The organism is Streptomyces lincolnensis (genome assembly GCF_021173675.1).
Classification (GTDB): domain Bacteria; phylum Actinomycetota; class Actinomycetes; order Streptomycetales; family Streptomycetaceae; genus Streptomyces; species Streptomyces lincolnensis_B.
In genome coordinates this window covers 13825-39588 of the sequence record NZ_JAIHON010000021.1, presented here as the reverse complement: position 1 = coordinate 39588, position 25764 = coordinate 13825, and the positions used below count along the sequence as shown (strand labels likewise).

Sequence of the window (25764 nt, the reverse complement as noted above, 5' to 3'; positions counted from 1 at the left end):
CTGGGCCTTCCAGTGGGTGGAGACTCAAGGAGCACCCGAGGAGCACTCAAGGAGCGTGGCGATGGAGACCTTGCGGGACATTCTCGACGCGGCGGCCCGCGGAGTCTTCCCGCCCGCGGACGGCCGTACGACCGTCGTGCCGCAGGCCTGCCGACGGGACGCGGGGGTGCTGGCCTTCACCGCGCACTCGGTGGTCTTCACGGACGAGGACCCGGCATGGGTGCACGAGACGCTGCGCGGCCTGGACTGCGACACGCTGGCCGCGACCATGAATCCGCGGTTCCTGGCGGCGCTGCTGGAGCGGACCGGGCGGACGTCCGAGACGATCGACGCGATGCTGGTCGCCGACCCGCTGCCGGGTGAACCGCCGCTCGCGCTGAAGGAGATCGAGGACGGCGGCCATCCCCGCATCGCCTACGCCCGCGGGCGGCGCGACGACGTGCGCGCGTGGGAGGCCGAGGGCGGTGTGGTGGTCGTGGGGCGCGGGATCGCCGGGCGGCCGGAGGTCTCCGTCGAGGTGGACGAGGGGGTACGGCACCGGGGGCTGGGCCGGGCCCTGGCGACGGCGGCCCGGCACCTCGTCGCGGAGCCGCTGTGGGCGCAGGTCGCGCCGGGGAACGCCCGCAGCACGCGGGCGTTCCAGGCGGCGGGCTACCGCCCTGTGGGGGCGGAGGCGCTGCTGCTTCAGTGCCAGGGCTCGTAGTACGGGTTGCTCTCGCAGTCGCTCATGATCTCGACCTTGGTCTTCTTGTCGACCGGGCAGACTCCGATGACGTACTGCCGGGCGATGCCGCCGGGGAACGCGACCTCGACCTGGTCGGCCCACTTGTGGGTGTCGCCGATGGTCTTGTTGACGTCGATGCCGCCGGGGGCGTCGATGTAGTAGTTCCAGCCCGACTTCCACCACTTCTTGTACAGGTCGTGGTCGTACGTCGTGGACACGTACGGGGAGGGCTGGTTGACCAGGACGTACTTCTCGATGTCGTACTGGCCGTCGATGTCCTTGGGGTGGAAGCCCTGCTCGAAGACGATCTCCGGGCCGCGGCCGTCGGCCCGGTAGAGCGTGCCGCAGGTCTTGCGCCAGAACGGGTCCGGGGTGATGCGGTCGACGTCGACGCCTCGGTCGGCGGCGGCCTGGATCGGATCGTCGTACTGGACGGGGCAGTCGGGGGCGGTGGGGGCCTTGGCGGGGGTGCCGGCGGGCGTGGTGGTGAGTTGGGTGGCGGGTGCGGTGGCGGGTGCGGTGGCCGCCGTCGTGGTGAGGACGGCGGCCAGGGACAGGACGGCGGCAGCGGCGCGGCGCCGCAGGCGAGTTGTGATCACGGAGAGCACAATTCCGGTTCGGCAGCGGCCCGTTGTGGACGTTCACTCGTCCGACGGCGTGTCAGCCGCCCGGGCGTTTTTCGCCCCCGCCGCCCCTACCCGTCCCATCCCCAGGGCTGCCGCCCCCAGGGGGCTCCGCCCCCTGGACCCCCGATCGGCCCTGAAGGGGCCTCGTCCTCAAACGCCGGACGGGCTGAAAATGCCCGGGCCGGCAACAAGGCAGCCGCACACCCGCCAACCCCGCACCCGCACCCGCCAACGTCGCCCCACCCCCACCAGGGCCATCCGCACCCGACCACGAAAGTTGTACTGGTGGTGCGGGTGGGAACAACCGGCCCGGCCGGAGGCCACGGCCGGGCAGGAGACGGCGCGGGGTCAGCGGTCGGTGACTCTCATTTCGAACCAGGTTGTCTTGCCTCGGGGGAGGAGGTCGACGCCCCAGCGGTCGGAGAGTTTGTCCACGAGGAACAGGCCGCGGCCGCTGATGTCGAGGTGCTGGACGGGCATGAGGCAGGGCAGCCCCCGGGAGGGATCGCGGACCTCGACGCGGATCCAGCCGCGGCGGCGGCGCATGCGGAGGCCGAAGACGCGGGCGCCGGTGTGGCGGACGGCGTTGCCGACGAGTTCGGAGACGAGCAGGACGGCGTCCTCGGTCATCTTGGGGGTCAGTCCCCACTCGCGGAGGACGACGACCTGGGCCAGTCTGCGGGCGGTGGCGGCGGACTCGGGCCGGGACGGCAACGGAACCTCCGCGTCCACGGGGTTGCCGAACAGTTCGAGTGCCTTGAGTGCGCGTTCGTCCTCGACCGCCGGAGACCAGCGCGCCGCGGTCGCACGGCTCTCTCCCCGCGGCTGTTCGATACCCTCCAGCCCCGCCATGCCCCCATCATGGCCGCCCAGAGCGCCCTCCGGGGGCGTTCCCGGCGAATGCGCCCCCCGGAATCCATCATTCCGCAGCGGGCTGTTGACATATGACACAGGCATGCCGGAAGCGCGAAGAGCGCCGCCGACCTGCGGTAACGGCTCAATCGGCGGCAAGCGACCCGCTCCCTCGACGCGACAGACTTAAGGGTGCCTTAAGGCTCCCATAAACCGCCCCAACGAGGGACCCGGGTCAGACATCCTGTCAATTGCAAGTGGTTCAGAGGAATTTCGCCTTGCCGGGGCCCTCCTCGACGAAGCTCTTCATGCCCCGCTCCCGGTCCTCCGTGGCGAACAGGCCCGCGAACCAGTTCCGTTCCACCGCGAGCCCCGTCTCGATGTCGGTCTCCAGGCCGGTGTCGACGGCCTCCTTGGCCGCGCGCAACGCGAGCGCCGGGCCCTGGGCCAGCTTCGCCGCCCAGGCGTGGGCCTGCTCGTACACCTCGGCGGCCGGCACCACCCGGTCCACCAGCCCCAGCGTCAGCGCCTCGTCCGCCTTCACCATGCGGCCGGTGAAGATCAGGTCCTTGGCCTTGGAGGGACCGATCAGGCGGGACAACCGCTGGGTGCCTCCCGCGCCCGGGATCAGGCCGAGCAGGATCTCGGGCTGGCCGAGCTTGGCGTTGTCCGCGGCGATACGGAAGTCCGCGCAGAGCGCCAACTCGCAGCCGCCGCCGAGCGCGTACCCGGTGACGGCCGCCACCACCGGCTTGGGGATGCGGGCCACCGCGGTGAACGCGTCCTGGAGGGCGCGGGCGCGCAGGACCATCGCGGTGTGGTCCATGGCCTGCATCTCCTTGATGTCCGCGCCGGCCGCGAACACCTTCTCCCCGCCGTACACGATCACGGCCCGTACGTCGGTGCGCCGGGTCGCCTCCTCGGCGAGTTCCTTCAGCCGGTCCTGTGTGGCCACGTCCAGCGCGTTCATGGGCGGGCGGTCGAGCCGGAGCGTGCCGACGCCTTCGGCGACTTCGAGATTCACGGTCATGCAGGTCAGGTTAACCATCATTAACGGCCGCGGCCCCGGTGCCGTAGCTCACACCGGGGCCGCGGACCGCGGAGCGGCTACGCCTTCCACTTCTCCCAGGACATGTTCCAGCCATTGAGGCCGTTGTCCGGGGCGACCGTGGCGTCGTTGGAGTTCTTCACGACCACCACGTCGCCGACCATCGAGTGGTTGAAGAACCAGGCGGCGGGGACGTCGCTGTCGTAGCCGCCCTTGACGTCGCGCAGGCCGATGCAGCCGTGGCTGGCGTTGTAGTTGCCGAAGGCGTCGCCGCCCCAGTAGTTGCCGTGGAGGAAGGTGCCGGAGGTGGTGAGGCGGGCGGCGTGCGGGACGTCCTTGATGTCGTACTCGCCGCCGTAGCCGACGGTCTCGCCGTTCATGCGGGTGACCTCGAGCATCTCGCTGATGACCATCTGGCCGTTCCAGGTGTCGTAGCCGGGCTTGCCGGTGGTGACGGGGATGGTCCTGATGGTCTTGCCGTCCTGCATGACCTTCATCTTCTTGGTCTTCACGTCCACGACGGAGACCTGGTCGCGGCCGATGGTGAAGGAGACGGTCTTGTCCTGCTTGCCGTAGACGCCCTCGCGCCCCTCTACGCCGTCGAGGTTGAGGTCGACGGTGACCTTGGTGCCTTCCTTCCAGTACTTCTCGGGGCGGAAGTCCAGGCGGTCGTTGCCGAACCAGTGGCCCGCGACCTCGACGGCCGGTTCGGTCTTGACGGTGATGGCCTTCTCGACGTCCTCGGGGCTGGTGATGCCCCGGGTGAAGCGGATCGAGAACGGCATCCCGACGCCGACCTTGGAGCCGTCCTCGGGGGTGAAGTTGCCGAGGAAGGTGTTCTCGGGCGTCAGGGTGGTGAAGCGGGAGTCCTCGGCTGCCGTGCGGCCTTCGGCGTCCTTGGCGATCGCGTGCACGGTGTACGCGGTGCCGGAGGCGAGGTGGGTGGACGGCGTCCAACTGGCACCGTCGGCGGCGATCTTCCCGGCGATCGCGGTGCCCTTGGCGTCCTTGACCTCGACCTGGGTCAACCTGCCCTTGGCGGCGGTGACCTTGAGGGCGCCGCTGGTGTCGACGGCCTTGGCGCCGTTCTTCGGGGCTATGGAGACGACCGCCTCCGACTGCTTGGTCTCCGACTGTGTGGAGTCCTCGCCCTTGCCCTTGCCCTCGGAGCCGGAGCCGGAGCCACCGCCTCCGCCGCACGCGGTGACCGCCAGCAGCAGGACGCCGAGTATCAGCGCCAGCAGGCCCTTACCGCCACGGCCCCTGTACCGGTCGTCGTCCCGGCCCGCGCGCGCGTCAACCGACGCCCCCGATATCGGTCGCACGTTCAAAGTCCCTACTCCCCTCGTCGGGCCTGGTCGGGCCCGCTCCCCCACGCATCACGCCACGCGTCCCGCGCGTGCATCGGCGCATATTAACCACAAGGTCAGGGCCCTCGGCGGCCCGCAGTTGTCACTGTTCTGTACCGACTGTCGGCCTACTTCACAGCACTGCCCGCCTTCCACTGCTTCCAGCCCATATTCCACCCACCGAGGCCGTTGTCAGGAGCGACCTTTTTGTCATTGCTGTGGACGACCTCGACGACGTCCCCGATGAGGCTGCGATCGAAGAACCAGCCCGCGGGGGTGTCCGCGCCCCCGCCCTTCACGTCCCTCAAGCCGATGCAGCCGTGGCTGACATTGACCCTCCCGGGGGCGTCCGGCGCCCAGTAGTTGCCGTGCAGGAAGGTGCCGGAGTCGGTGAGGCGCAGGGCGTGCGGGACGTCCGGGATGTCGTACTCGCCGCCGAAGCCGACCGTGCGGCTGTTCATCCGGGTCACTTCGAGCATCTCGGTGACGACCATCCTGCCGTTGTAGGTGGTGGTCCTGGGGGCGCCGGCGGTGATCGGCACGGTGGCCAGCAGGTCGCCGTCCCGGCGTACCTCCATGGTGTGCCGGGCGGCGTCGACGAGGGAGACCTGACTGCGGCCGACGGTGAAGGAGAACGTCTTGTACTGGAGGCCGTAGACCCCGGGCGCTCCCTCGACGTCCCGCAGGCGCAGCGAGACGGTGACCTGGGTGCCGGGCTTCCAGTACTGCTCGGGGCGGAAGTCCAGGCGGTCCGCGCCGAACCAGTGCGGGCGGATCTCGACAGGCGGCCGGGCGGTGACGTGGACGGCGCGTTCGACGACGGCGCGGTGTGCGATCTCCCGGTTGAACTTCAGGGAGACGATCATTCCGGTGCCGACGGTGGAGCGGTTCTCGGGGCTGACGTATCCGATGAAGCGCTCGTCGGGGACGTACGTGGTGAAGGTGGTGTGGCGGGCGGAGCGGCGGCCGTGGCCGTCCAGGGCGACGGCGTCGACGGTGTACCGGGCGGCGAGCGCGAGGCGGGACTCGTCGGGCTCCCAGCTCAGGCCGTCCTCGGAGAGGTGGCCGGGCACCGGGGACTCCTGGGCGTCCTGGGACCTGACGACCTTCACCGACTCCAGCCGCCCGTCGGGCACCCGGACGCGCAGCTTCCGTTCGGGCCGCACGCCCTTGGTGCCGTCGTCCGGAGTGATCCGGATGACGTCCTCGGGCGAGGGGGGTTTGCCGAGGCCTCCCATGCCGATCCCGCCCGTGCTCCCGGTGCTCCCGGTGCAGCCGGCGGCTCCCACCAGCAGCCCTGCCCATGTCAGTACGGCGGCCAGTGCGACCCCCACGCGCCGTGCGCGCCCAGTTACGTGCCTCACGGGGTGCCCAACGACCGGGCACGCCACGGGGAAACGTGAGTGCGAGCCTGGCGCTGGGCAGAACAGTGGGGAGAACGACGCGAGAGGGTGTCACGTCCGGGATGCCGTTCGCCCTTTTTCCCCGTCGTTCCGCGAGCCGTGGGAGGCTGAACGGTGTCCAGCGCAGCCGAGCAGGAGGCAGTGCCGGCGGAGCGGGAGCGCCCCGCCGCCCTGGTGAACGGTGCGCGGCGCGCGGTGCCCGTCGTGCCCGTGTGGCCGGGGACGCCGGTGCCGCTGGGCGCGCGGTTCCGGGTCGGCCCGGACGGGGTGGCGGGCACCAACTTCGCGCTGTGGGCGGGCGGGGCGGAGGCGGTCGAGCTGTGTCTGTTCGACGCCGACGGCAAGGAGACCCGCGCCCGGCTGGCCGAGCTCACCCACGAGATCTGGCACGGCTTCGTGCCGGGCGTGATGCCCGGCCAGCGCTACGGCTACCGGGTGCACGGCCGCTGGGACCCGTGGACCGGCGGCCGGTGGAACCCGGCGAAGCTGCTGCTCGACCCGTACGCGCGCGCGGTGGACGGCGACTTCGGGCTGCCGCCGGAGGTGTACGGGCATGTGCGGGACTGGCCGCAGCAGCAGGTCGCCGACACCGTGCGCGACGACCGGGACTCGGCGCCGTACGTCCCCAAGGGCGTGGTCGTGCACGACGACGCGCCCGACGACGAGTGGGCGGACGACCGCCGCCCGAAGACGCCGTGGGCGGACTCGGTGATCTACGAGCTGCATGTGCGGGGGTTCACGGCGCTGCACCCGGACATCCCCGAGGACCTGCGCGGCACCTACGCCGGGTTGGCGCACCCGGCGGCGGTCGAACACCTCGTCAAGCTGGGCGTGACGGCCGTCGAGCTGCTGCCCGTCCACCAGTTCGCGCACGAGGACCACTTGCTCCGCAAGGGCCTGAAGAACTACTGGGGCTACAACTCCATCGGCTACTTCGCGCCGCACGCGGCCTACGCCGCCTCCGGTACGACGGGCCAGCAGGTCGGCGAGTTCAAGCGGATGGTGCGGGCGCTGCACGCGGCCGGGATCGAGGTCATCCTCGACGTGGTCTACAACCACACCGCGGAGGCGGGCGAGCTGGGCCCCACGCTGTCGCTGAAGGGCATCGACAACGGCGGCTACTACCGGCTCCAGTCGGACGCGCGCAGGTACGCCGACTACACGGGCTGCGGCAACACGCTGCACGTGGTCCAGCCGCACGTGCTGCGGCTCATCACCGACTCGCTGCGCTACTGGGTGACGGAGATGGGCGTCGACGGCTTCCGTTTCGACCTGGCGGCCGCGCTGGCCCGCTCGATGCACGACGTCGACATGCTCTCCCCGTTCCTGGCCGTCATCGCGCAGGACCCGGTGCTGCGGCGGGTGAAGCTGATCGCCGAGCCGTGGGACGTGGGCTCCGGCGGCTACCAGGTGGGCGCCTTCCCGCCCCTGTGGACGGAGTGGAACGACCGCTACCGCAACGCCGTTCGGGACTTCTGGCGGGGCGCCCTGCCGGACGTACGGGATCTCGGCTACCGCCTCTCCGGCTCCAGCGACCTGTACGCCTGGGGCGGCCGCCGCCCCTACGCCTCGGTCAACTTCATCACCGCGCACGACGGTTTCACCCTGCGCGACCTGGTCTCCTACGAGCGCAAGCACAACGAGGCGAACGGCGAGGGCAACCGGGACGGCACGGACGACAACCGCTCCTGGAACTGCGGGGCGGAGGGAGACACGGACGACGAGCGGGTCCGGACGCTCCGGCGCCGGCAGCTCAGGAACCTGCTGACGACCCTGCTGCTGTCCACCGGCGTGCCGATGCTGGTCGCGGGGGACGAGCTGGGCCGCACGCAGCGCGGCAACAACAACGCCTACTGCCAGGACAACGAGATCAGCTGGGTGGACTGGGGGCTGCTGGAGGACCCCGGCTGGAAGGCGCTGTTCGACCTCACCGCCCGGCTGATCGAGCTGCGCCACCGGCATCCGGTGCTGCGGCGCAGGGCGTTCTTCTCGGGCCGGGCGCACTCCGCCGACGGCCTGCGCGACCTGGCCTGGTTCACGGCCCGCGGCACCGAGATGACGGAACGGGACTGGTACGCCCCCGCCGCCACGCTCGGCATGTACCTCTCCGGGCGGGACATCCCGGGCCGCGACGAGCGGGGCGCCCCGATCGTCGACGACAGCTTCCTCGCCGTCCTGCACGCCGGTGACCGCCCGGCGGAGTTCGTCCTGCCGGGGCCGCCGTGGGCCGAACGGTACGAGGTGGTCGTCGACACGTCACGCGAGGAGCAGGCGGACGCGCCCGGTGCCGTACACCGGGCCGGGACGACGATCACGGTGCCGGCGCGGGCGGTGCTGCTGCTGAAGGTGGCCGACTGAGACGGCTGCCGCTGGAGGTGGTCGGCCTGGGCGGCTGCTGCTCGCGGTGGGCGGCTGAGGCGGCGTTTCAGGATCATGAAATCTCGCCGTGATTCCTGGCCCCGGGATCGACGTGCTGATCGACTGAGGCGCATGCCCGAGATATCCCGCCGTGCCTTCGGCGGTCTCGTCGGCGGCGGTGCCGTGACCGCCGTCGCCGGTACGACGACCGCCGGGGCGGCCCCCGCCGAACGCCCCTTCACGGCCCGCCCCGCGGCCTCCGGACCGCGCCCCAACCTCCTCGTCATCCTCGGCGACGACCTCGGCTGGGCCGACCTGTCGTCGTACGGCGCCCCGCACATCAGGACCCCGAACCTGGACCGGCTGGCCCGCCAGGGCGTGCGGTTCACCGACGCCTACGCGGGGTCCTCGACCTGCTCGCCGACCCGTTTCAGCCTGTACACCGGGCGCTACCCGGGCCGCACGAAGGGCGGGCTGGCCGAGCCGATCGCGAACCGCGCGCAGGGCCTGGACCCGAGCCATCCCACCCTGGCCTCGCTGCTGAAGCGGGCGGGATACGCGACCGCGCTGATCGGCAAGTGGCACTGCGGCTGGCTGCCGGCCTTCAGCCCCACCAAGTCCGGCTGGGACGAGTTCTTCGGCAACTTCGGGGGCGTACTGGAGTACTTCTCGAAGCTGGGCCAGCTCGGCACCCACGACCTCTACGAGGGCGACGCCGAGTACCAGGACCTGCGCTACTACACGACCGTGCTGACCGAGCGGGCCGTGGAGTACGTGAGCCGCGACCACGGCAGGCCCTGGCTGCTCAACCTCAACTTCACCACCCCGCACTGGCCCTGGCTCGCGGAGGGTGACGAGGAGACCGGCGCGCGGATCGCGGCGCGGATCCGGGCCGCGAAGACGCAGGCGGAGATCAACACCGCGCTGAACCACTACGACGGCGGCTCGGTCGCCACGTACACGCGGATGGTGGAGAGTCTGGACGCGGCCGTCGGCGAGGTGCTCGGCGCGCTGCGCCGGTCCGGGCAGGAGGAGAACACGCTCGTGCTGTTCGCCAGCGACAACGGCGGCGAACGCTGGTCGTACCTGTGGCCGCTGAGCGGCGAGAAGTTCGTGCTCCAGGAGGGCGGCATCCGGGTCCCCACCATCCTGCGGTGGCCGGCCCGCGTCGACGGCCACCAGGTCAGCCACGAGCCGAACTTCTCCCCCGACTGGACCGCGACCCTGCTGGAACTGGGCGGCGCCCGCCCCGACCCGGCGTACCCCCTGGACGGCACCAGCCTCACCGGCTACCTGCTGCGCGGCGAGAAGCCGCCGGAGCGGGACCTGTTCTGGCGGGTGCGGGCCAACCGGGCGCTCAGGCGCGGGAGATGGAAGTACCACCAGGACTCCGCGGGCAGGGACCACCTCTACGACCTCGCCACCGACCTGCGCGAACAGGCCGATCTGGCCCCCGACAGACCGGAGTTGCTGGCCGAGCTCAGGGCTTCCTGGGAGCGGATCGCCGGCGGTCTGCTGCCCTATCCCCCGTCCTGAGGGCTCAGCCGAGGATCCCGCGGTCGTAGGCCGTCGCCACCGCCGCCGCGCGGTCCTTGACGCCCAACTTGGCGTAGAGGTGGGTGAGATGGGTCTTCACGGTCGCCTCGCTGATGAAGAGTTCGCGGGCGATCTCGCGGTTGGGGGTGCCCTTGGCGACCAGGGCCAGCACCTCGCGCTCGCGGGCGGAGAGGGGTTCGTTGCCCGGAGTCCTGGGGGCGCGGACGGCGGAGACCAGGCGGGAGGCGACGGCCGGGGAGAGGACGGTGCGGCCCTCGGCGGCGGCCCGGACCGCGGTGAAGAGCTCGTCGCGCGGGGCGTCCTTCAGCAGATAGCCGGTCGCGCCCGCCTCGATCGCGGGCAGGGTGTCGGAGTCCGTGTCGTACGTGGTCAGGACGAGGACCTTGGCGCGGGCGCCGCCGCGGGTCAGCTCCCGGATGGCGGCCACGCCCGAGCCGCCCGGCATCCGCAGGTCCATCAGGATCACGTCGGGGTCGAGCGCGGCGGCCCGCTCGACGGCCTCGACGCCGTTCGCCGCCTCGCCGAGCACGGTGAACCCGGGCGCCGACTCGAACATGCCGCGCAGACCGTCCCGTACGACGGGATGGTCGTCGACGATCAGAACCGAAATGTCACTGGTCATGGCGGACCAACGGTACGCGAGCCGACACCGCCGTGCCCCCTCCCGGCTCGGACTCGACGGTGAGGGCGCCCGCGATGCGTTCGGCGCGCGCCCGCATGCCGTCGAGGCCGAAGCCGCCCGAGCGGGTGCGGGGCGCGAGGGCGAGGGGGTCGAAGCCGACGCCGTCGTCGCGGATGTCGAGGATGACCTCGTCGCCCAGGAAGCTCAGCGTGACACCGAGACGGGTGGCCCGCGCGTGCCGGGCCGCGTTGGAGAGGGCCTCCTGGGCGATGCGCAGGAGGGTGGCGGCGACTTCCTCGTGGAGCTGTTCCGTGGCACCGGTGGCCGTGAACTCGGCGCGTGCGCCGGTGCGTTGACCCCAGTCGGTGACCGTCGCCTTCAGGACCTCGGGGAGTCCGGCGTCGGACAACGCGACCGGGGCGAGGTTGTGCACGGAGCGGCGGGCCTCACCGAGGCTGTGCCGGGCGAGGTCCATGGCACGGCCGACGTGCTCGCGCGCCATGTTCTCGTCGGGGGCGTTCGCGACGACCTGGAGCTGGGCGATGATCCCGGTCAGGCCCTGGGCGAGGGTGTCGTGGATCTCGGCGGCGAGCCGACGGCGCTCGTCGGCGACACCCGCCTCCCGCGCCTGGACGAGGAGTTGGGCGTGCAGGGCGGCGTTCTCGTCCAGGGCCTGCTGGAGGGCGGTGATGGTCTCCGCGCGCTCCCGGGAACGCAGTTCCTCCTGCTCCACCATGTGGGCGATGACCAGCTGCAGAGCGGCGTTGACGACGATGAGCCCGGCGAACAGGGCCCCCTGGCCGGCACTCTTCGGCGGCAGCCCGCCGGACTGGGACCCGGCCAGGGTGACCGCGGCGGCGAACACGCCGAGCCGCCGCCATCGGCCCGGGAGGAGTTCGTCGGCGTCCATCAGGCCGGTGGCCGCGTAGAAGCCGAAGAGCGGGTTGATCCAGGTGAGCGCGAAGGCGATCGCCCAGCGGACGACGTAGTAGACCGTGCCGGGCGGGGACGGCGTCCGGCCCCGGTCGGGACGCCGGCGCCGGGCGCCGTTCCACCACACCTGGAGCACGATCGCGGCGACGACCAGGGCTCCGGCCCCGTACCACTCGCGGGGGCCGTCCATCAGGTCGGCGGCGCCGGCCGAGAGGACGGCTCCGACGCCGAGCAGACCGTAAGGACCCAGGGAGCGCAATTGCTCCCAGCGCCGGTCGATCTGCGTTTCCACCACGGTCATGCCCTCAGTCTGCACGGCCGCCGTCCCCTACTCCCAGCGGAACCAGCGCGCGGCACCGGCTGTCAACAGCACGGTCCAGGCCACCAGTACGCCCAGGTGTCCCCAGCCCGGCCAGTCGCCGGCCGCCGCCTGGTTCAGGGCCTCCGCGGCGGCGCCGAACGGGGTGAGGCCGACGGCACGGGCCAGCGCGTCGGGCATGGTCTGCACCGGCATCCACACGCCCGCGCAGAACATCGCGGGGAAGAACACCGCGGACCCGATGGCTCCCGCGATCTTCGTGGTGCGGGACAGCGCGGAGATCACCGCGCCCAGCGCGAGGGCGACCAGCACCGCCAGGAGCAGGGCCAGGGCGTATCCGAAGGGCTGCTCGGGCAGTCGTACGTCGAAGGCGAGCCGGCCGACCGCGAGGGCGAGCAGGGCCGAGGCCAGGGCGGCACCGCCGTAGAGCAGCATCTGCGCGGAGAGCAGGGCCGCGGGCCGGACCGGAGTCGTGGACATCCGGCGCAGGATGCCGCGCTCGCGGTAGCCCGTGAGGGTCTGCGGCATCGCCTGGATCCCGCCGACGATCAGTCCGAGCAGCACGCCCACCGGGACGTAGCCGTCGATCGGGCGCAGCCCGTCGAAGGACGGGTCGGCCTCCCGGAAGGCCGGGATCGAGCCGAGGATCACCAGCAGCAGGGTCGGGAATCCCAGGATCCAGAAGAGGGCGCCGGGCTCCCGGCGGAACAGCCGGATCTCCGACTTCAGTACGGCGGGGTTGACCAGTGCCGTGCTCATGCCGATGCCTCCTTGGTCAGGTCGAGGAACGCGTCGTCCAACGTGGCGTCGTTGACGCGGAGTTGATGGGCCGTGATGTGGGTGCGGGCGAGCAGGGTGATCACGGCGTTGACGGTCTCGTCGGTGCCGGAGAGGGTGAGGCGGCCGTCCCGGTGCTCGACGGCGGCGAGTGCGGGCAGCGCGTTCAGGTCGCCGTCGTCGAGCGGGGCGGACGGGGTGAAGCTGATGACGGTGGCGCCCGCCGAGCGGCGGATCAGTCCGGCCGGGGTGTCGAGCGCCGCGATGCGGCCCTTGTCGATGACGGCGATCCGGTCGCAGAGGCGCTGTGCCTCCTCCATGAAGTGGGTGACGAGCAGGACGGTGACGCCGCCCGCGCGGATGTCCTCGATGAGCTCCCAGGTGTCGCGGCGGGCGCGCGGGTCGAGGCCGGTGGTCAGTTCGTCCAGGACGACCACCCGGGGATTGCCGACGAGGGCGAGTGCGATGAACAGGCGCTGCTTCTGGCCGCCGGAGAGCTTGGCGAACCGGGTGGTGAGCTTCTGGGTCAGCCCGAGGCGCTCGGCGAGCGGGCGCCAGTCGACGGGCCTGTCGTGGAACGAGGTGTACAGCTCCAGCGCCTCGCGGACGGTGAGCTTGGCCTGGAGTTCGCTCTCCTGGAGCTGGGCGCCGAGGACGCGGGCCACGCTCGCGTGGTCGGCGACGGGGTCGAGGCCGGTGACCCGCACGCGGCCCGCGTCGGGGACACGCAGCCCCTCGACGCACTCGACGGTGGTGGTCTTGCCGGCTCCGTTCGGGCCGAGGATCCCGAAGATCTCGCCCTCCTCGACGGTGAAGGAGACACCGTCCACGACGGCCCGGCCGCCGTACGACTTCCGCAGATCGCTTACCTCTATGAAGGACATGGCCTCAGCGTCGCGGCGAGGGCACCCCCGCCACATCGGCCGTCGCGCTCGAAGCGGCATCAGCCGATCGGTGGATGCGGTCGTACGACCTCCCCCGGAAGCCTTCACCAAACCCCCGCGTCGGCCGGTGCGGCTCCTCGAACACGCAGGTCGTAGGTCCGACGGCCGATTCAGGTCCGGCCAAAACTCGGTGGGCGTCATCGGTGCCGGTCCGTAGGCTCCTGCTGATGGCGACGACACCTGTACAGACCAAGGACCGTTCCGCCGTACGGACTCTGCTGCGCCTGTGGCCGTACGTGCGGCCCGTGCGGGCGCGGCTGTTCGGCGCCGCGTTCGTCGCGGTCCTCGCCTCCTGTGTGGGGCTGGTGATCCCGCTCGTCCTGAAGTGGGTGGTGGACGGTCCCGTCGCGCACCGGGATCCTGCGGGCGTCTGGCTCGGGGCGCTGTACCTGCTGCTGCTCGGGCTCGGGGAGGCGCTGCTGTTCGGGCTGCGGCGGTGGCTGGTGGCGCGCCCGCTGGCGGGGGTCGAGGCGGCCATGCGGGGGGCTCTGTACCGGCGTCTCCAGCGGCTGCCGGTGTCCTTCCACGACCGGTGGGCGTCCGGGCAGCTGCTGTCCCGGGGCACCACGGATCTGATGCTGCTGCGGATGTTCCTGGCGTTCCCGCTGACGTTCCTGCTGGTCAACAGTGTCACGATCGTCGTCGGCGTGATCATCATGCTGGCGCAGGACTGGACGCTGGGGCTGGTGATCCTGGGGCCGGCCGTCCCCGTGATGGTGACGTGCGTGGTCTTCGAGAAGCGGTACGCGGCGGTGGCGCGGCGCGCGCAGGACCAGGTGGGCGATCTGACCACGCTCGTCGAGGAGAGCGTGCTCGGCGTCCGGATCATCAAGGGGTTCGGACGGCACCGCAGTCAGGCCCGGGCGTTCCGCGAGCTCGCGCGGACCCTGCGCGGCACGGAACTGCGCAAGGCCTCGCTGCTGTCGACCATCTGGGGCGTCATCGTCACGTTGCCGGAGATCGCCATCGGGGCGGCCCTGGTGCTGGGCACCGTGCAGGTGGCGGACGGGGAGCTGTCGGCGGGGACGCTGGTGGCCTTCCTCTCCACGGCGCTCGCGTTGCGGTGGCCGGTGGAGTCCATCGGGTTCCTGCTGGCGATGAGCCAGGAGGCGGCGACGGCGACGGAACGATACTTCGAGGTGATGGACGAGGAGGTCGAGGACCCGGGGGTCTCCGGCGGGCGGCCGTCGACGGATCAGCGGGGCATACGCTTCGACGCCGTCTCCTTCCGTTACCCCGACGCTCCGGCCGGCTCCTCTCCCGTGCTGGACCGCATCGACCTGCACATACGACCCGGTGAGTCCATGGCGCTCGTCGGGGCCACCGGGAGCGGGAAGACCACGCTGACCGCGCTGGTGCCGAGGCTGCACGAGCTGACCTCCGGGCGGATCACGCTCGACGGACAGGACATCTCCGCGATGTCCAGGGACCGGCTGCGCTCCCTCGTCGCCGTCGCCTTCGAGGAGCCCACCCTCTTCTCCGCCAGTGTCGGGGAGAACGTCCTCATGGGCGCCCCGGACACCGCCGGCGGCCCGGAGCTGGAGCGGGCGCTCGCGGTCGCGCAGGCCGACTTCGCGTACGCGTTGCCGCAGGGCACGGACACGCAGGTGGGCGAGCAGGGCCTGAGTCTGTCCGGCGGCCAGCGGCAGCGGCTCGCACTGGCCCGCGCGGTCGTCGGGCGGCCCCGCTTCCTCGTGCTGGACGACCCGCTGTCCGCGCTGGACGTGCACACCGAGGCCGCCGTCGAGGCGGCGCTGCGGGACGTCCTCGCGGAGACCACCGCGCTGATCGTGGCGCACCGCCCGTCGACCGTCCTGCTCGCCGACCGGGTCGCGCTGCTCTCCGGGGGCCGTATCACCGCCGTCGGCACCCACCACGAACTGCTGCGCACCAACGCCGAGTACGCGCACCTGATGGCCGGCACCGAGATCACCGAGGCCGGCGAGGACATCGAGGAGGCCGACGCCCGATGACGGCGCCCACGACGACCGCACCGGACAGGAAACAGCCGGCCGGGGACGCCCCGGGGACGGGCGACCCGTTCGACCGGGACATCCTGCCCACTCCGCCGGGCGCCACCCTCGCCCTCCTGCGCTCCCTGCTCGCGCCGATGAAGGCGCGGGTCGCCGTCACCACGCTTCTGCTGCTGCTCCAGCAGGCGGCGGTCCAGGCGGGCCCGCTGCTGGTGGCGTACGCCATCGACAGCGCCGTACCGGCGTTCCGCCGGGCCGACCACGGGCCGCTGATCGCGGTGGGGGCCGGGTACCTGCTGTGCGCGCTGGCCTCCGGAGGGCTCCAGTACGCCTTCATCCTGGCCTCCGCCCGCGTCAACCAGGACGTGCTGCTGGACCTGCGCGGCCGGATCTTCCGGCACGCGCAGGCGCTGAGCATCGACTTCCACGAGCGCTACACCAGCGGCCGGCTGATCTCCCGTTCCACGACCGACGTGGAGTCCCTGCGGGAGCTGCTCGACGAGGGCCTCCAGGAACTCGTCACCGTCGTCCTGTCCTTCGTGTACATCTCGGCCCTGCTGCTCTGGCTGGACCTGGGGCTCGGCGCGGTCGCGGTGGCGTCCTTCGTGCCGCTGTACCTGCTGGTACGGCTCTACCAGCGGCGGGCGGTCGAGGTGTACCGCAAGCGGTCGACCGCGATCGCGGCCGTGATCGTGAAGTTCGTCGAGACGATGAACGGCATCCGCCCGGTGCGCGCGTTCCGCCGCGAGGCCGTCAACGACGCCGACTTCGGCGCGCTGAACGCCCGGCACGAGCGCACGAACGGCGACGCGCTGCTGGAGATGGCCCGCTATGTGGTCGGCTCCCGGCTGGTGGCGAACACGGCGGTCGCGCTGATCGTGCTGTGGGGTGCCCACCGGGTGGCCGACGGCTCGCTGGAACTGGGGGTGCTGGCGGCGGCGGTGCTGTACCTGCGGCGGCTGTACGACCCGATCGACCGGCTCGGGATGTTCCTGAACTCCTACCAGTCGGCGGCGGCCTCCCTGGAGAAGATCGCCGGCCTGCTCGCGCAGAAGCCGACGGTCCCGGAACCGGCCACGCCCCGGCCGCTCCCGCCCCTCGCCTCCGAACACCCCGGCCGCGAGGTGGTCTTCGACGGCGTCCGGTTCGCCTACCGCACCGGCGGCGAGGTGCTGCCCCGCTTCGACCTGACCCTCCCGGCCGGGCAGACCGTCGCGGTCGTCGGCTCGACCGGCGCCGGCAAGTCGACCCTGGCCAAGCTGCTCGCCCGCTTCTACGACCCCTCCGAGGGGCGGGTCCTGCTCGACGGCGTGGACCTGCGCGACCTGGACGTGCCCGAACTGCGGCGCGGGGTGGTGATGGTGACGCAGGAGGCGTTCCTGTTCTCCGGCACGATCGCCGAGAACATCGCGATCGGCCGGCCGGACGCCTCCCGCGAGGACGTCGAGCGGGCCGCGAAGGCCATCGGCGCCCACGAGTTCATCAGCGGCCTGCCCGACGGCTACGACACGGACGTCCGCAAGCGGGGTGGCCGCATCTCCGCCGGTCAGCGCCAACTCGTCGCGTTCGCACGGGCGTTGCTCGCCGATCCGGCCGTGCTGATCCTGGACGAGGCGACCAGCTCGCTCGACATCCCGGGCGAGCGGGCGGTGCAGCGGGCGATGGCGACGGTGCTCAACGGGCGGACGGCGGTGGTGATCGCGCACCGGCTGTCGACCGTCGAGATCGCCGACCGGGTCCTGGTCATGGAGCACGGCCGGATCGTCGAGGACGGCACACCGGCCGAACTCGTCGCGGGCACCGGCAGGTTCGCGGATCTGCACCGGGCGTGGCGGGACAGTCTGGCGTGATCGCGGGGCTTGTGCGATCCGCGACTTCGTCGGCGTCGAATGGCGCCGAGCAGGGGCGGTCAAGCCGCTCCACGTACCATTCCGGAGAGGTTTTCCGGTCGGCGCCGAGGGCGTCCGTTCAGAGAGGATCGTGGGGAATGGGCGTGGTGGAGAGCTGGTCCCGTGTGATGAGTCTTCTTCAGGAGCACGCCCCGGCCGATCATGCGGATCTGCCCGGGCCGGCCACGGAACAGATGCTCGCGGCCGCCGAGGAACGGATTGGTGTCCCGCTTCCTCCGGAACTGCGGGCGTGGCTGTCGCAGAACAATCTGGATCTTCCCGAGGAAGATGTGGACGACGACGTGGCGTGTTGCGGTTTCGACGGGTTTCCGGACGAGGGACTTTTCTTTCTGGGTGTGCGGGCGATGGAGAAGCTCTACGCGAACCACTCCATGCCCGGTGGGATCAATCCTCCGGATCAGCCGGACAATCCGTTCTGGCGCAATGAGTGGATTCCGTTCCTGTCGGACCAGGACGGCTGGACGGGAAAGTTCATCGACGCGCGGGACGGCCGTATCGGCAGGTGGTTCGTGGGTGAGAACACGACCACGGGCGAATACGCCTCGCTGGCCGACTACTTCGACTCCGTGGCGGAGATGCTCACGAGAATCGCCGATGGCAGCCATCCGACCTGCTCGGTCGCCGAAGGACGACTCGTCTGGTCGTGAGACTCTGGTCGTGAGACAAAAAAGTGCCCCCCGGTTGTCCCGGGGGGCACTTCTCATGGCGCGGTTACGGGGTGGGCGCGGTGAATCCGCCCAGGTCGAGCCAGTAGTCGTCGTCCTCCATCAGGCGTTGTTCCTTGATGAAGTCGCCGAACGGCCGCATCGACTGGGTGTTCTGCCAGTTCGACAGCGAGGACCGGCCGCAGGGTTCCTTCCAGGTCGGTGCCGGGGCATCGGGACGCAGGTGCAGCGTCATGGTGTCGTCGGCGTTCCGTCTGACATAGGTCTGCACGCATTCCTTGCCGCTGTAGGTGACAGGGTTGGGGCCCGCGGAGTTTCCGGCGCTCTGGACGGAGTTGGCGAAGGCGAACTCGTCACAGCTCTTGGCGTCGGTACGTGCCGCCCCTGCCTCCAGGGTCCACATGTCACTGAACAGACCGGTGTCCTTGTAGGTCTTCCACTGCCTGCCGCAGATGAGCTGCCGGTTGCGGTCCGACTGAATCTTGCCGGAGCCGTCGACGGACATCTTGTTGCCCAGGTACGTGAGCGGCTTGCCACCGTTGCGGTTGCCCCAGTCGACGTTGGTCTTGCGCCACATCATGTCGACGTGTGCGGCGGCCCCCGGGAACTTCTGGGAGTTCATGACGTACGTCGGGTCGTAGCCGGAGAACACGCAGCCGGTGCCGGCGTTGGGGACTTCGTTGTCGCAGCGGATGTCCAGCTTGGACTTCTCGACTTCGAGCGGATTGGAGATCGGAGTGGCGTTGGCCGTACCGCCGAAGTACCAGTACGGAGTGATCGTGTTCTTGGTGGCGCCACTGGGCGTCCACTTGAACCGCGTGGTGATGGTCCGCTGGATCGTGTCGCCCGTCTTGAAGATCTTCGACCCGTCCCAGGTGACACTGGTGATGTTGCAGTACCCGCGGCACTTGGCCTGGTAGTCCAGGTTGACCGTGTTCATCACGCCGCTCATGGACTTCAGCCGGACCGTGGTGACCTGGGAGAACTCATCACTCGCCGCGTCGAGGTAGATCGTGTTGTAGTAGTCGAAGGACGCGTTTCCGTCCGGTTTGCCGTCCGTGTAGTGATTCACCCAGAGCTCGTCGTGGAGACAGCTGTTGGTGCGCTTGCGGGTGATGGACAGGGACACCGTCGAGCACGACGCGGTACTCATGGTCGTCGCCGTCGTCGCCGAGGGCGCCGCTGTGGCGGTGCCGGTCGAGAACCCCTCGACCCCGGGGAAGAGGCCGTCGCTGATGTCCTCGCCGGGCTCGACCGGTGCCGGCTCCGGTGCGGTCGGGTTGACCGTCATGCTGCCCGTCATCTTCTGGCCGTTGTACGTGCCCGGGACGAACGCCAGTGCGTCGAAGGCGATGTCCGCGCTCCCGCTGCCGCCGTTGAAGTTGTCGAGCCGCACCTCGGGGATCTGGTCACCGAAGTCGTAGGCACCCAGGTCCACCCACTTGTTGGACTCGTTCGCCGTCTGCGAGACGGACACTTCCTCTTCCCCGTCGAGGGTCTGGATCCGGTAGACGGCGTTGGAGGTCTGCGCCCCGTGGTCGGGGATATGGGCGAAGACCTTCGCCTGGCGCGTGGTGTTGGTCAGCGGAGCGTTCAGCTTCCACGTGCCGGTGACCTTCATCCGGTCGGCGTTGGCCGTGGACGACTCCGGCGAGCGGGTGTGTGCGAACCAGAAGTGGTTGCCGTAGCCGGCGCCGATCTGGTGCGTGTCGATCTTCCCCGGATAGGTGGTGACGGTGGTCGGGTTGTCCGTCCCGTCGTTGGTGAGATCCATCTGGGTGTCCCACGGAACGAAGGTGAAACCGAACGTGCCGGCGGACTTCACCGCCCCGCATCCGCGTTTGGTGTCGACTCCCGCGGGTGTGGTGCCGTCGGGCAGGTCGTCGACCACCAGGGCGTTGGTGGGCAGGGCGGTGGTGGAGCAGTTCGGCGGGTACGAGCCGGCGTCCGCCTGCTCGCCGTAGGAGGTGTCGAAGCGGTGCACGCCGTTGCCGCACTCGGCGAGGCGTTCACAGTCCTTCCACTGCTCCTTGGTGATCTTCTCGTGCCACCAGCAGTGGAGCCAGTGCGGGTTGGTGTCGCTGTTGCCCGAGTCGAGGGTGCAGGCGCCCAGGCCCGGGTCGTTGGAGTCGTTGTCGCCGATCTTGGACGGGACGCAGTAGTTCGACGCGTTGCAGAAGAGATCGACAGGAGGCTTGGCGTTGGAGCGGTCCGCGTTGGTGGTCCACCACGCGGGACGGTAGCCCGCCTGGAAGTCACCGGGCGCGAACATCGCCGAGATCGGGCGGGCCGCCCAGCCGATCACCTTCTCCTGGTACGGCCAGTCCTGCGGGTGCGCGGCATGGCTGTAGTCGTCACCGGCGGGGTTGGTCGCGTTCTGCAGGAACGGGACGCGGTTGGCCTTCCACAGCGGGTTGGCGGGGTTGTTGGTCCAGCCCACACCCCAGTGCCCGGCGGAGTCGGGCTTGTCGTAGAACCCGGAGTTGTAGGCCCACAGGGCGAAGAACCAGTTCTCGATCCACTTGGGGTGGCCGCCGTTGATCGTCATGCCGGCGTTGTAGGTCTGGTTCCACTTCTCCGACAGGATCCGCACACCGGCGGCGATGTTCGCCGTGTAGTCCAGGGCTACGGCTTCCTGCGCGATGGTCGACAGGGCGGTCTCGCCGGGCTTGGTCCTGCCCGCGAGGCGCATACCGTCGGTGGCCTGGGTGATGCCGTAACCGCAGTCGGCGTCCGCCCAGTTGATCCGCCAGGGGTCGAGCTGCTCACCGTCGGCGGCGTAGTCGACACCGTAGTAGTTGCCGATCAGCGAGTTGGCGGTGACACCGGGCACGGCGAAGCGGGTGGCCTGCCACATGTTGGACTCCTGCGCGGTGATGCCGAGCATCACCTGCGCGGGAATGTGCCACTTGTCGGTGACATCGGGGTCCTCGTTGTCGAGGGTGCCGTTGGGGTCACCGGCGAGCACGGTCGCCGGGAAGAGGCCCTGCGGCTGGTAGCCACCGTTCCCGGTGTTCTTCCAGTTCCCCTCGCGGTAGAAGTCCAGCTCGCCGACGACGGCCTGGTCCACGGCCCACTCGACCTGGCGCGGGGTGGGCTGGAAGGCCTGCTTCTTCGCATCGTTGCGGGTCACCGCGCAGTAGCGTTCCCCGGTGCCTTCGCTGGGGTTGTCGGCCTGTGCGGTGACGGTCTGCGTGGACAGGCCGCCTTCGCTCTGCTCGCCCGTGTCCGGGCCGGACTCGACCGGGCCGCCGGTGGGCAGGGCGGGCGACAGGACACGCCCCTGGGCCTCGGCGCCCACGCGGTGGGCACCGGGACGCAGATCGAGGGTCACGGACCTGCCGGACTCCAGCACGCGCAGGACGGTACGCGCGGGGCGGGGCTTGGCGGCGTCCTCCGGGTTGACCAGGGTGGTCTTCCCGTCGGACCACGTGGTGGTCAGGGCTGTCCGGGCGTGGCTGGAGATCGCCGCGCCGTTGGGGAGTCTGCCGGGGTTGTGCACCCGCTTGGGCAGCGTTCTGGACGTGGCGGCACCGGTGACGAACACCTCGCCGCGTGCCGAGCGGGTCAGGTCCCAGGCTTCGAGCTTGCCGGACACGACGGTGACGGGCTCGGTCTTCTTGCCCTTCTCGACCTTGGCGCGGTCGAGGTGCTTGGCCCAGCTGGTCGGCGTCTTGGACTGCTTCTTGTCCAGCTCGCGGTCGATGAAGGTGATGCCGCCGTCGGCGTCGGCGGTGATCTCGAACGGCACCGCTGTGGTGGACGCCAGTGTCTTCTCGGCCGTGCCGTTGATCCGTACCAGCCTGTTGCCGTGTGCGGCGACGACACCCGCGTCCGTGGGGACGGCCGAGGTGACCGCGCCCGCGAGCGTGACCGGCTGGGACTCCTTGCCGGTTACCGCGTCGACGGTGATCAGACGGGTCTGCTGCTTGTTGTCACCGTCGTGGCTGAGCTGGGTGAACACCGCCTTGTCGCCCTGGCCGCAGCCGGGCGAGAAGTAGGCGAGCGACGACTGGAACGGCAGCTTGGTGACCTTGCCCGACCGGAGATCGACCACTGCGGTGAACGCGCCGCGCACCATCAGCTCGGGCTTGTTGGTGAACATACGCGGCGCGTAGGAGACGGCCGCGTACTTGCCCGACTCGGTGACGCAGTGGTTGCCGATCCAGGTGTCCGAGGCGAAACCGTCCTCGAACAGGCTGGCTATCGTGCGCAGTTGATAGCCGTCCTTCTCCTTGCCCGCAAGGAGGTGGAAACCGGTGCCGTCGCCGGTCGTGGTGACGGCGGTGTCGGCGGATTCCGCGTAGTCCTCGCCGAGCAGACCGGCGCGGTCCTTCGCGGGGATCGCGGAAGGCTTCAGGGAGACCTTCTTCTGTTCCCGCCCGGCATCGTTCCAGCCCTGCGCCGCGCCCTTGGGCGGCGCGGGTTCCTCGGCCTGTGCGGGCAGGCTCAGCGGTACGGCCAGCGCGGTGGCCACCGCGAGGGTGACCGGCACGCGCAGGCGCACACGTCTGTGTCTCAACTTCTTTCCCCCTTCGGTTACTTGACAGCCTCGGCGGCTGCGAGGACCTTGCTCATGCGCGCCTTGACCGCGGCGAGCTGGTCCTTGTTCTCCTTGATCAGCCGCTGCTGGATCGCCGACTCCTCCTTGAACCAGACCTCGACCAGGCGGGTCTGCTTCTTGCAGTCGATGTCGTCCAGCGCGAGCTCGATCGCGTCTTGGGTGGTGCCGTCGCCCTTGGCGTAGCCCTGCTCCATGGCCCGGTACGGGTCCGCGGCGGACCGTCCCTGCTTCTTCATGCAGGCCGACCAGTCCTTGATGGCCTGCGTGACCGGCTTGCGCGACCGGGACTCGGAGAGGCTTGTCGAGGCGAGCTGCGAGACATAGCCCGCGTCCGACTCGTTCACCTTGAGCCGGCGCGTCGACCATCCGGCGCAGCCACCCGCGTGCAGCTTCTTGCCCTGGTACTCGGCCCGGGCGGGTTGGGAGTCCGCACCGGTGAAGAACGGCCCGTCCCCCTCGGCGCCCTCGGGCGGACGGAACTCGGGCTTGGCGCGCCCGGTCAGCACCTCGACCTCCACGCCCGAAAGCCCCTTGTCGACGGGTTCGGTGTTCCGGGTCAGCTCCTTCGGCAGCCCGTACCCGTACTTCGCCGCCCGCGTGCGGTCGGTGATGCCGTAACGGGCCTCGATCGACATGGCGTTGCTGTGCGGCGGCGGGTTCGCGCCGGGGCGCGGCAGGTCGACGGTGAGCCCGTACTCGGCCATGCACCGCGTTTGGAGGGTGCGCAGCGCGGTGTCCACGGTGACCTGATCCGCGTACGGGGTCATATATGCCTCAAGCGGCAGCTCCAGGCCTTTGACCAGTCCCGAAGCGGGTTTCTCCGCAGGCCAGTTGCTCCGGTCGACCGGGGTGTCGTCCTTCGCCGAGCCGGAGCCGGAGCCGGAGCCGGAGCCGGAATCCAATCCGGACGACGAGCAGGCACCGAGAGAAATTGCTGCGAGCATGACAGCTGCGGCGACGGTCGTTGGCTTGAGGACACGCACGGGCTTTCCTTGTCTGCATGAAGTGTCTGCATGAAGTGCCGGATCGGACCGGGGGCAGGGGAAACAGCCCCTTTTTCACCTTTGGTCGACGATGGGCGTGAACTCGTCGACGTAGATCTTCGGAACCTTCGGAACCGGACCCATGTCCTTCGAGCCGATCACCGCGGCATCCCGGCCGGTCTCGCCCGGAGGGACGTCCTGAAGCCAGAACCGGTTGTACGCGGTCCAGCCCTCACCGTCGGCGATGCTGATCCGGACCGAATACGTGGTGTTCCGTTCGTGGGTATTGGTCACCTCGATCTCGGTACGCACACCGCTGCTTTCCGGCGTGGCACGAACGACCAGGTCTCCGTACTCCAGGACACGCGTACGGCCTTCGGAGTGCACCGCGGGCACCGGCGAGGGACGCGCTTGCGGACTGCTCGGCTCGGCGCTCGGAGTCACCGGCCGCTGCGCCGCGGGGGCCCTGTCGGCGGCGCCGCCCGTGCATCCGGCAGCCAGCACACCCGCCGCCGTCAGACACAGTGCCCGGACCATCCACAGTCCGGGCACTCCGCCACCGGCCTTCACCGGGCGGAAGCCGTCATCTGCCGGTGCGCGGCGGCGACTTCCTTGCCGTGCTGATCCTTGATGCCGGTCAGCCGGCTCTTGTTGCCGTCGATCTGCTCGTTCTGGATCGCGGACTCCACGCCGAACCAGATCTTCACCAGGTCCGTCTGCGTCTTGCAGTCGATGTCGTCGACCGCCAGCGTGATGGACTCCTTCGTCGGCTCCCCATCACTGGTGACACCCTGATCCATCGCCTTGTACGGATCGGCAAGTCCCGTGTGTCCCTTGCCGTCCATGCACGAGGACCACGCGGCGACGGCCGTGACGACCTTCTCGTCCTTCATCGACCGCATCAGACTGTCCCCGGCGAGCTCCGCCACGAAGGTCGGGTCGACGTCCTTCACACCGAGTTGGTCCTTGGACCAGCCGATGCAACCGCCCGTCTTCAACTTCTTCCCGTTGTACTCCGCCCGAGCGGGCTTGACGCCCTGGTGCGGGGCGGCGACCGGCTCTCCCGCCCTGACCGCGCCGGCCGGTTCGGGCTTGGTGTGGCCGGTCAGGACCTCGACCTCGACACCGGACAGATCACGCATGGTCTGCTCGGTGTGCTCCCGCAGCGCCGGGGGGAGCTCGTAGCCGTATTTCTCGGCCTCGGCCCGGTCGGTGATGCCGTAACGGCGTTCGATGTTGGCGTCGTTGTCACTGGGCGGCGGGTTGGCGCCCGCCCGCGGCAGCGTCAGGTCGATGCCGTAGTCCTTCATACAGGACTGCTGGAGATCGCTGGCGGCCTGCTCGACGGTGACCTGGTCCTTGTAGGAGGCCATGTACGCCTCCAGCGGAAGGGTCAGATTCCTGGCCGGGCCGCTGGTGGGTATCTCCTCGGGCCAGTTCTCCGTGTTCACGATCGGTCTGTCGTCGGCCACGCTCGTCGCGGTCTCCGCAGTCGTACCGGAGGAGCAGGCACTGGTCAGGAGGGCTGAACCGGTCAGGGCTACGGCGGCGGCGATCCGCTTGATGTTCTTCACGGGGTTCCTTACGCGAAGTGGGAGGAGGCGTTGTTGTTCTTCAGGGCGGAGATCAGGTTGGTGATGTTGCAGTCTCCGTAGGGCCCGTTCTTCGCGAAGTACTGAGCTGTACCGCCGTAGCCGGAGTTGAAGTAGACGCGGTAGTTGTCGTCCCGGGCGCAGTTCTGCACGGACGCCGCGTTGTTCTTCATGTACTGGTCGTCGCCGTTGCCGCCGTTGCCGAAGACGTACCGGTAGGTCGTCAGGGACGAGCCCTGGTACTGGCTCGTACCCCAGTGGTCGTACACGTTGCCGTAGAACATCGAGAACGCCGACTTGTAGGTGCCGTTTTGGACGGCGATGTCCTTCGAGTTGTAGAACAGCCACAGATCGCCGTACGAGCACTCGATCCATGGAACGTCACAGTTGTCCATGACGTTGTAGGTGGCCGCCTGAGCCGGCGTGGCGGTGACCAGCGTTCCCACACTGGCGGCGACCGCGGTGAGGGCTACGCCCAGTCTGGCTCGAACGGACACACGCTTCACACTGGACATACCCATCCCCCGTGATGTGGACATGATCGGGTGTCACTTTCACACACCCA

At 70.0% G+C, this 25764-nt stretch carries 20 protein-coding genes; 6 read left to right on the top strand and 14 right to left on the bottom strand.

Annotation, left to right across the window (positions count from 1 at the left end; genetic code table 11):
* Positions 1-61 precede the first annotated feature (61 nt).
* The gene (locus K4B79_RS42740) at positions 62-703 is read left to right on the top strand and encodes a GNAT family N-acetyltransferase (RefSeq protein WP_232032850.1); all 642 of its coding nucleotides are present in this window, start codon (positions 62-64) and stop codon (positions 701-703) included.
* Here the strand turns inward: K4B79_RS42740 and K4B79_RS42735 are convergent.
* The 5 genes from K4B79_RS42735 to K4B79_RS42715 form a co-directional block, all read right to left on the bottom strand.
* Positions 685-1323 (bottom strand): ADP-ribosyltransferase, encoded by a 639-nt coding sequence (locus tag K4B79_RS42735; protein WP_232032849.1) that lies wholly within the window; start codon positions 1321-1323, stop codon positions 685-687. The genes K4B79_RS42740 and K4B79_RS42735 overlap by 19 nt on opposite strands.
* A gap of 375 nt (positions 1324-1698) precedes the next feature.
* Positions 1699-2202 (bottom strand): ATP-binding protein, encoded by a 504-nt coding sequence (locus tag K4B79_RS42730; protein WP_308280633.1) that lies wholly within the window; start codon positions 2200-2202, stop codon positions 1699-1701.
* A 262-nt stretch (positions 2203-2464) separates the two neighbouring features.
* Complete coding sequence (locus K4B79_RS42725) at positions 2465-3232, bottom strand: enoyl-CoA hydratase/isomerase family protein (RefSeq protein ID WP_232032847.1); 768 nt, start codon at positions 3230-3232, stop codon at positions 2465-2467.
* Positions 3233-3309: 77 nt separating this feature from the next.
* A complete protein-coding gene (locus tag K4B79_RS42720; protein ID WP_232032846.1) occupies positions 3310-4581 on the bottom strand; it encodes a L,D-transpeptidase in 1272 nt (423 codons plus the stop codon).
* A gap of 146 nt (positions 4582-4727) precedes the next feature.
* Positions 4728-5963 (bottom strand): L,D-transpeptidase, encoded by a 1236-nt coding sequence (locus K4B79_RS42715; RefSeq protein WP_232032845.1) that lies wholly within the window; start codon positions 5961-5963, stop codon positions 4728-4730.
* A 153-nt stretch (positions 5964-6116) separates the two neighbouring features.
* Here K4B79_RS42715 and glgX point away from each other — a divergent pair, with 153 nt between their 5' ends.
* Together glgX and K4B79_RS42705 are read left to right on the top strand one after the other, a co-directional pair.
* The gene (glgX, locus tag K4B79_RS42710; protein WP_232032844.1) at positions 6117-8360 is read left to right on the top strand and encodes a glycogen debranching protein GlgX; all 2244 of its coding nucleotides are present in this window, start codon (positions 6117-6119) and stop codon (positions 8358-8360) included.
* Positions 8361-8492: 132 nt separating this feature from the next.
* Positions 8493-9896, top strand: coding sequence for a sulfatase family protein (locus K4B79_RS42705; RefSeq protein ID WP_232032843.1), 1404 nt, complete (start codon positions 8493-8495; stop codon positions 9894-9896).
* A 4-nt stretch (positions 9897-9900) separates the two neighbouring features.
* Here K4B79_RS42705 and K4B79_RS42700 read toward each other — a convergent pair whose 3' ends face one another.
* Genes K4B79_RS42700 through K4B79_RS42685 form a run of 4 tightly spaced genes read right to left on the bottom strand, consistent with a single transcriptional unit; the run spans position 9901 to position 13452 of the window.
* Complete coding sequence (locus tag K4B79_RS42700; protein WP_232032842.1) at positions 9901-10539, bottom strand: response regulator; 639 nt, start codon at positions 10537-10539, stop codon at positions 9901-9903.
* The gene (locus K4B79_RS42695; RefSeq protein ID WP_232032841.1) at positions 10529-11773 is read right to left on the bottom strand and encodes a sensor histidine kinase; all 1245 of its coding nucleotides are present in this window, start codon (positions 11771-11773) and stop codon (positions 10529-10531) included. The genes K4B79_RS42700 and K4B79_RS42695 overlap by 11 nt, the downstream gene beginning before the upstream one ends.
* A gap of 27 nt (positions 11774-11800) precedes the next feature.
* Complete coding sequence (locus tag K4B79_RS42690; protein ID WP_232032840.1) at positions 11801-12550, bottom strand: ABC transporter permease; 750 nt, start codon at positions 12548-12550, stop codon at positions 11801-11803.
* Entirely contained in the window at positions 12547-13452 is a 906-nt protein-coding gene (locus K4B79_RS42685) for an ABC transporter ATP-binding protein (protein ID WP_232032839.1), read from the bottom strand. Before K4B79_RS42685 ends, K4B79_RS42690 begins: the two co-directional genes overlap by 4 nt.
* A 227-nt stretch (positions 13453-13679) precedes the next feature.
* Between K4B79_RS42685 and K4B79_RS42680 the strand changes: the two genes are divergently transcribed.
* From K4B79_RS42680 to K4B79_RS42670, 3 genes are all read left to right on the top strand, one after another.
* The gene (locus K4B79_RS42680; RefSeq protein WP_232032838.1) at positions 13680-15485 is read left to right on the top strand and encodes an ABC transporter ATP-binding protein; all 1806 of its coding nucleotides are present in this window, start codon (positions 13680-13682) and stop codon (positions 15483-15485) included.
* Complete coding sequence (locus K4B79_RS42675) at positions 15482-17335, top strand: ABC transporter ATP-binding protein (protein WP_232032837.1); 1854 nt, start codon at positions 15482-15484, stop codon at positions 17333-17335. Before K4B79_RS42680 ends, K4B79_RS42675 begins: the two co-directional genes overlap by 4 nt.
* 137 nt (positions 17336-17472) lie before the next feature.
* A complete protein-coding gene (locus K4B79_RS42670) occupies positions 17473-18042 on the top strand; it encodes an SMI1/KNR4 family protein (RefSeq protein WP_232032836.1) in 570 nt (189 codons plus the stop codon).
* Positions 18043-18106: 64 nt separating this feature from the next.
* Here the strand turns inward: K4B79_RS42670 and K4B79_RS42665 are convergent, their stop codons facing one another.
* The 5 genes from K4B79_RS42665 to K4B79_RS42645 form a co-directional block, all read right to left on the bottom strand.
* The gene (locus tag K4B79_RS42665; protein WP_232032835.1) at positions 18107-22582 is read right to left on the bottom strand and encodes a golvesin C-terminal-like domain-containing protein; all 4476 of its coding nucleotides are present in this window, start codon (positions 22580-22582) and stop codon (positions 18107-18109) included.
* 17 nt (positions 22583-22599) lie between these two features.
* On the bottom strand, positions 22600-23607 hold the full coding sequence (locus K4B79_RS42660; protein WP_232032834.1) for a hypothetical protein: 1008 nt from the start codon (positions 23605-23607) through the stop codon (positions 22600-22602).
* A 75-nt stretch (positions 23608-23682) separates the two neighbouring features.
* Positions 23683-23901, bottom strand: a complete 219-nt coding sequence (locus K4B79_RS42655; RefSeq protein WP_232032833.1) for a hypothetical protein — start codon at positions 23899-23901, stop codon at positions 23683-23685.
* A 272-nt stretch (positions 23902-24173) separates the two neighbouring features.
* A complete protein-coding gene (locus K4B79_RS42650) occupies positions 24174-25181 on the bottom strand; it encodes a hypothetical protein (RefSeq protein WP_232032832.1) in 1008 nt (335 codons plus the stop codon).
* Positions 25182-25189: 8 nt separating this feature from the next.
* Positions 25190-25696: a hypothetical protein gene (locus K4B79_RS42645; protein ID WP_232032831.1), complete on the bottom strand. Its 507-nt coding sequence runs from the start codon at positions 25694-25696 to the stop codon at positions 25190-25192.
* Between the last annotated feature and the right edge of the window lie 68 nt (positions 25697-25764).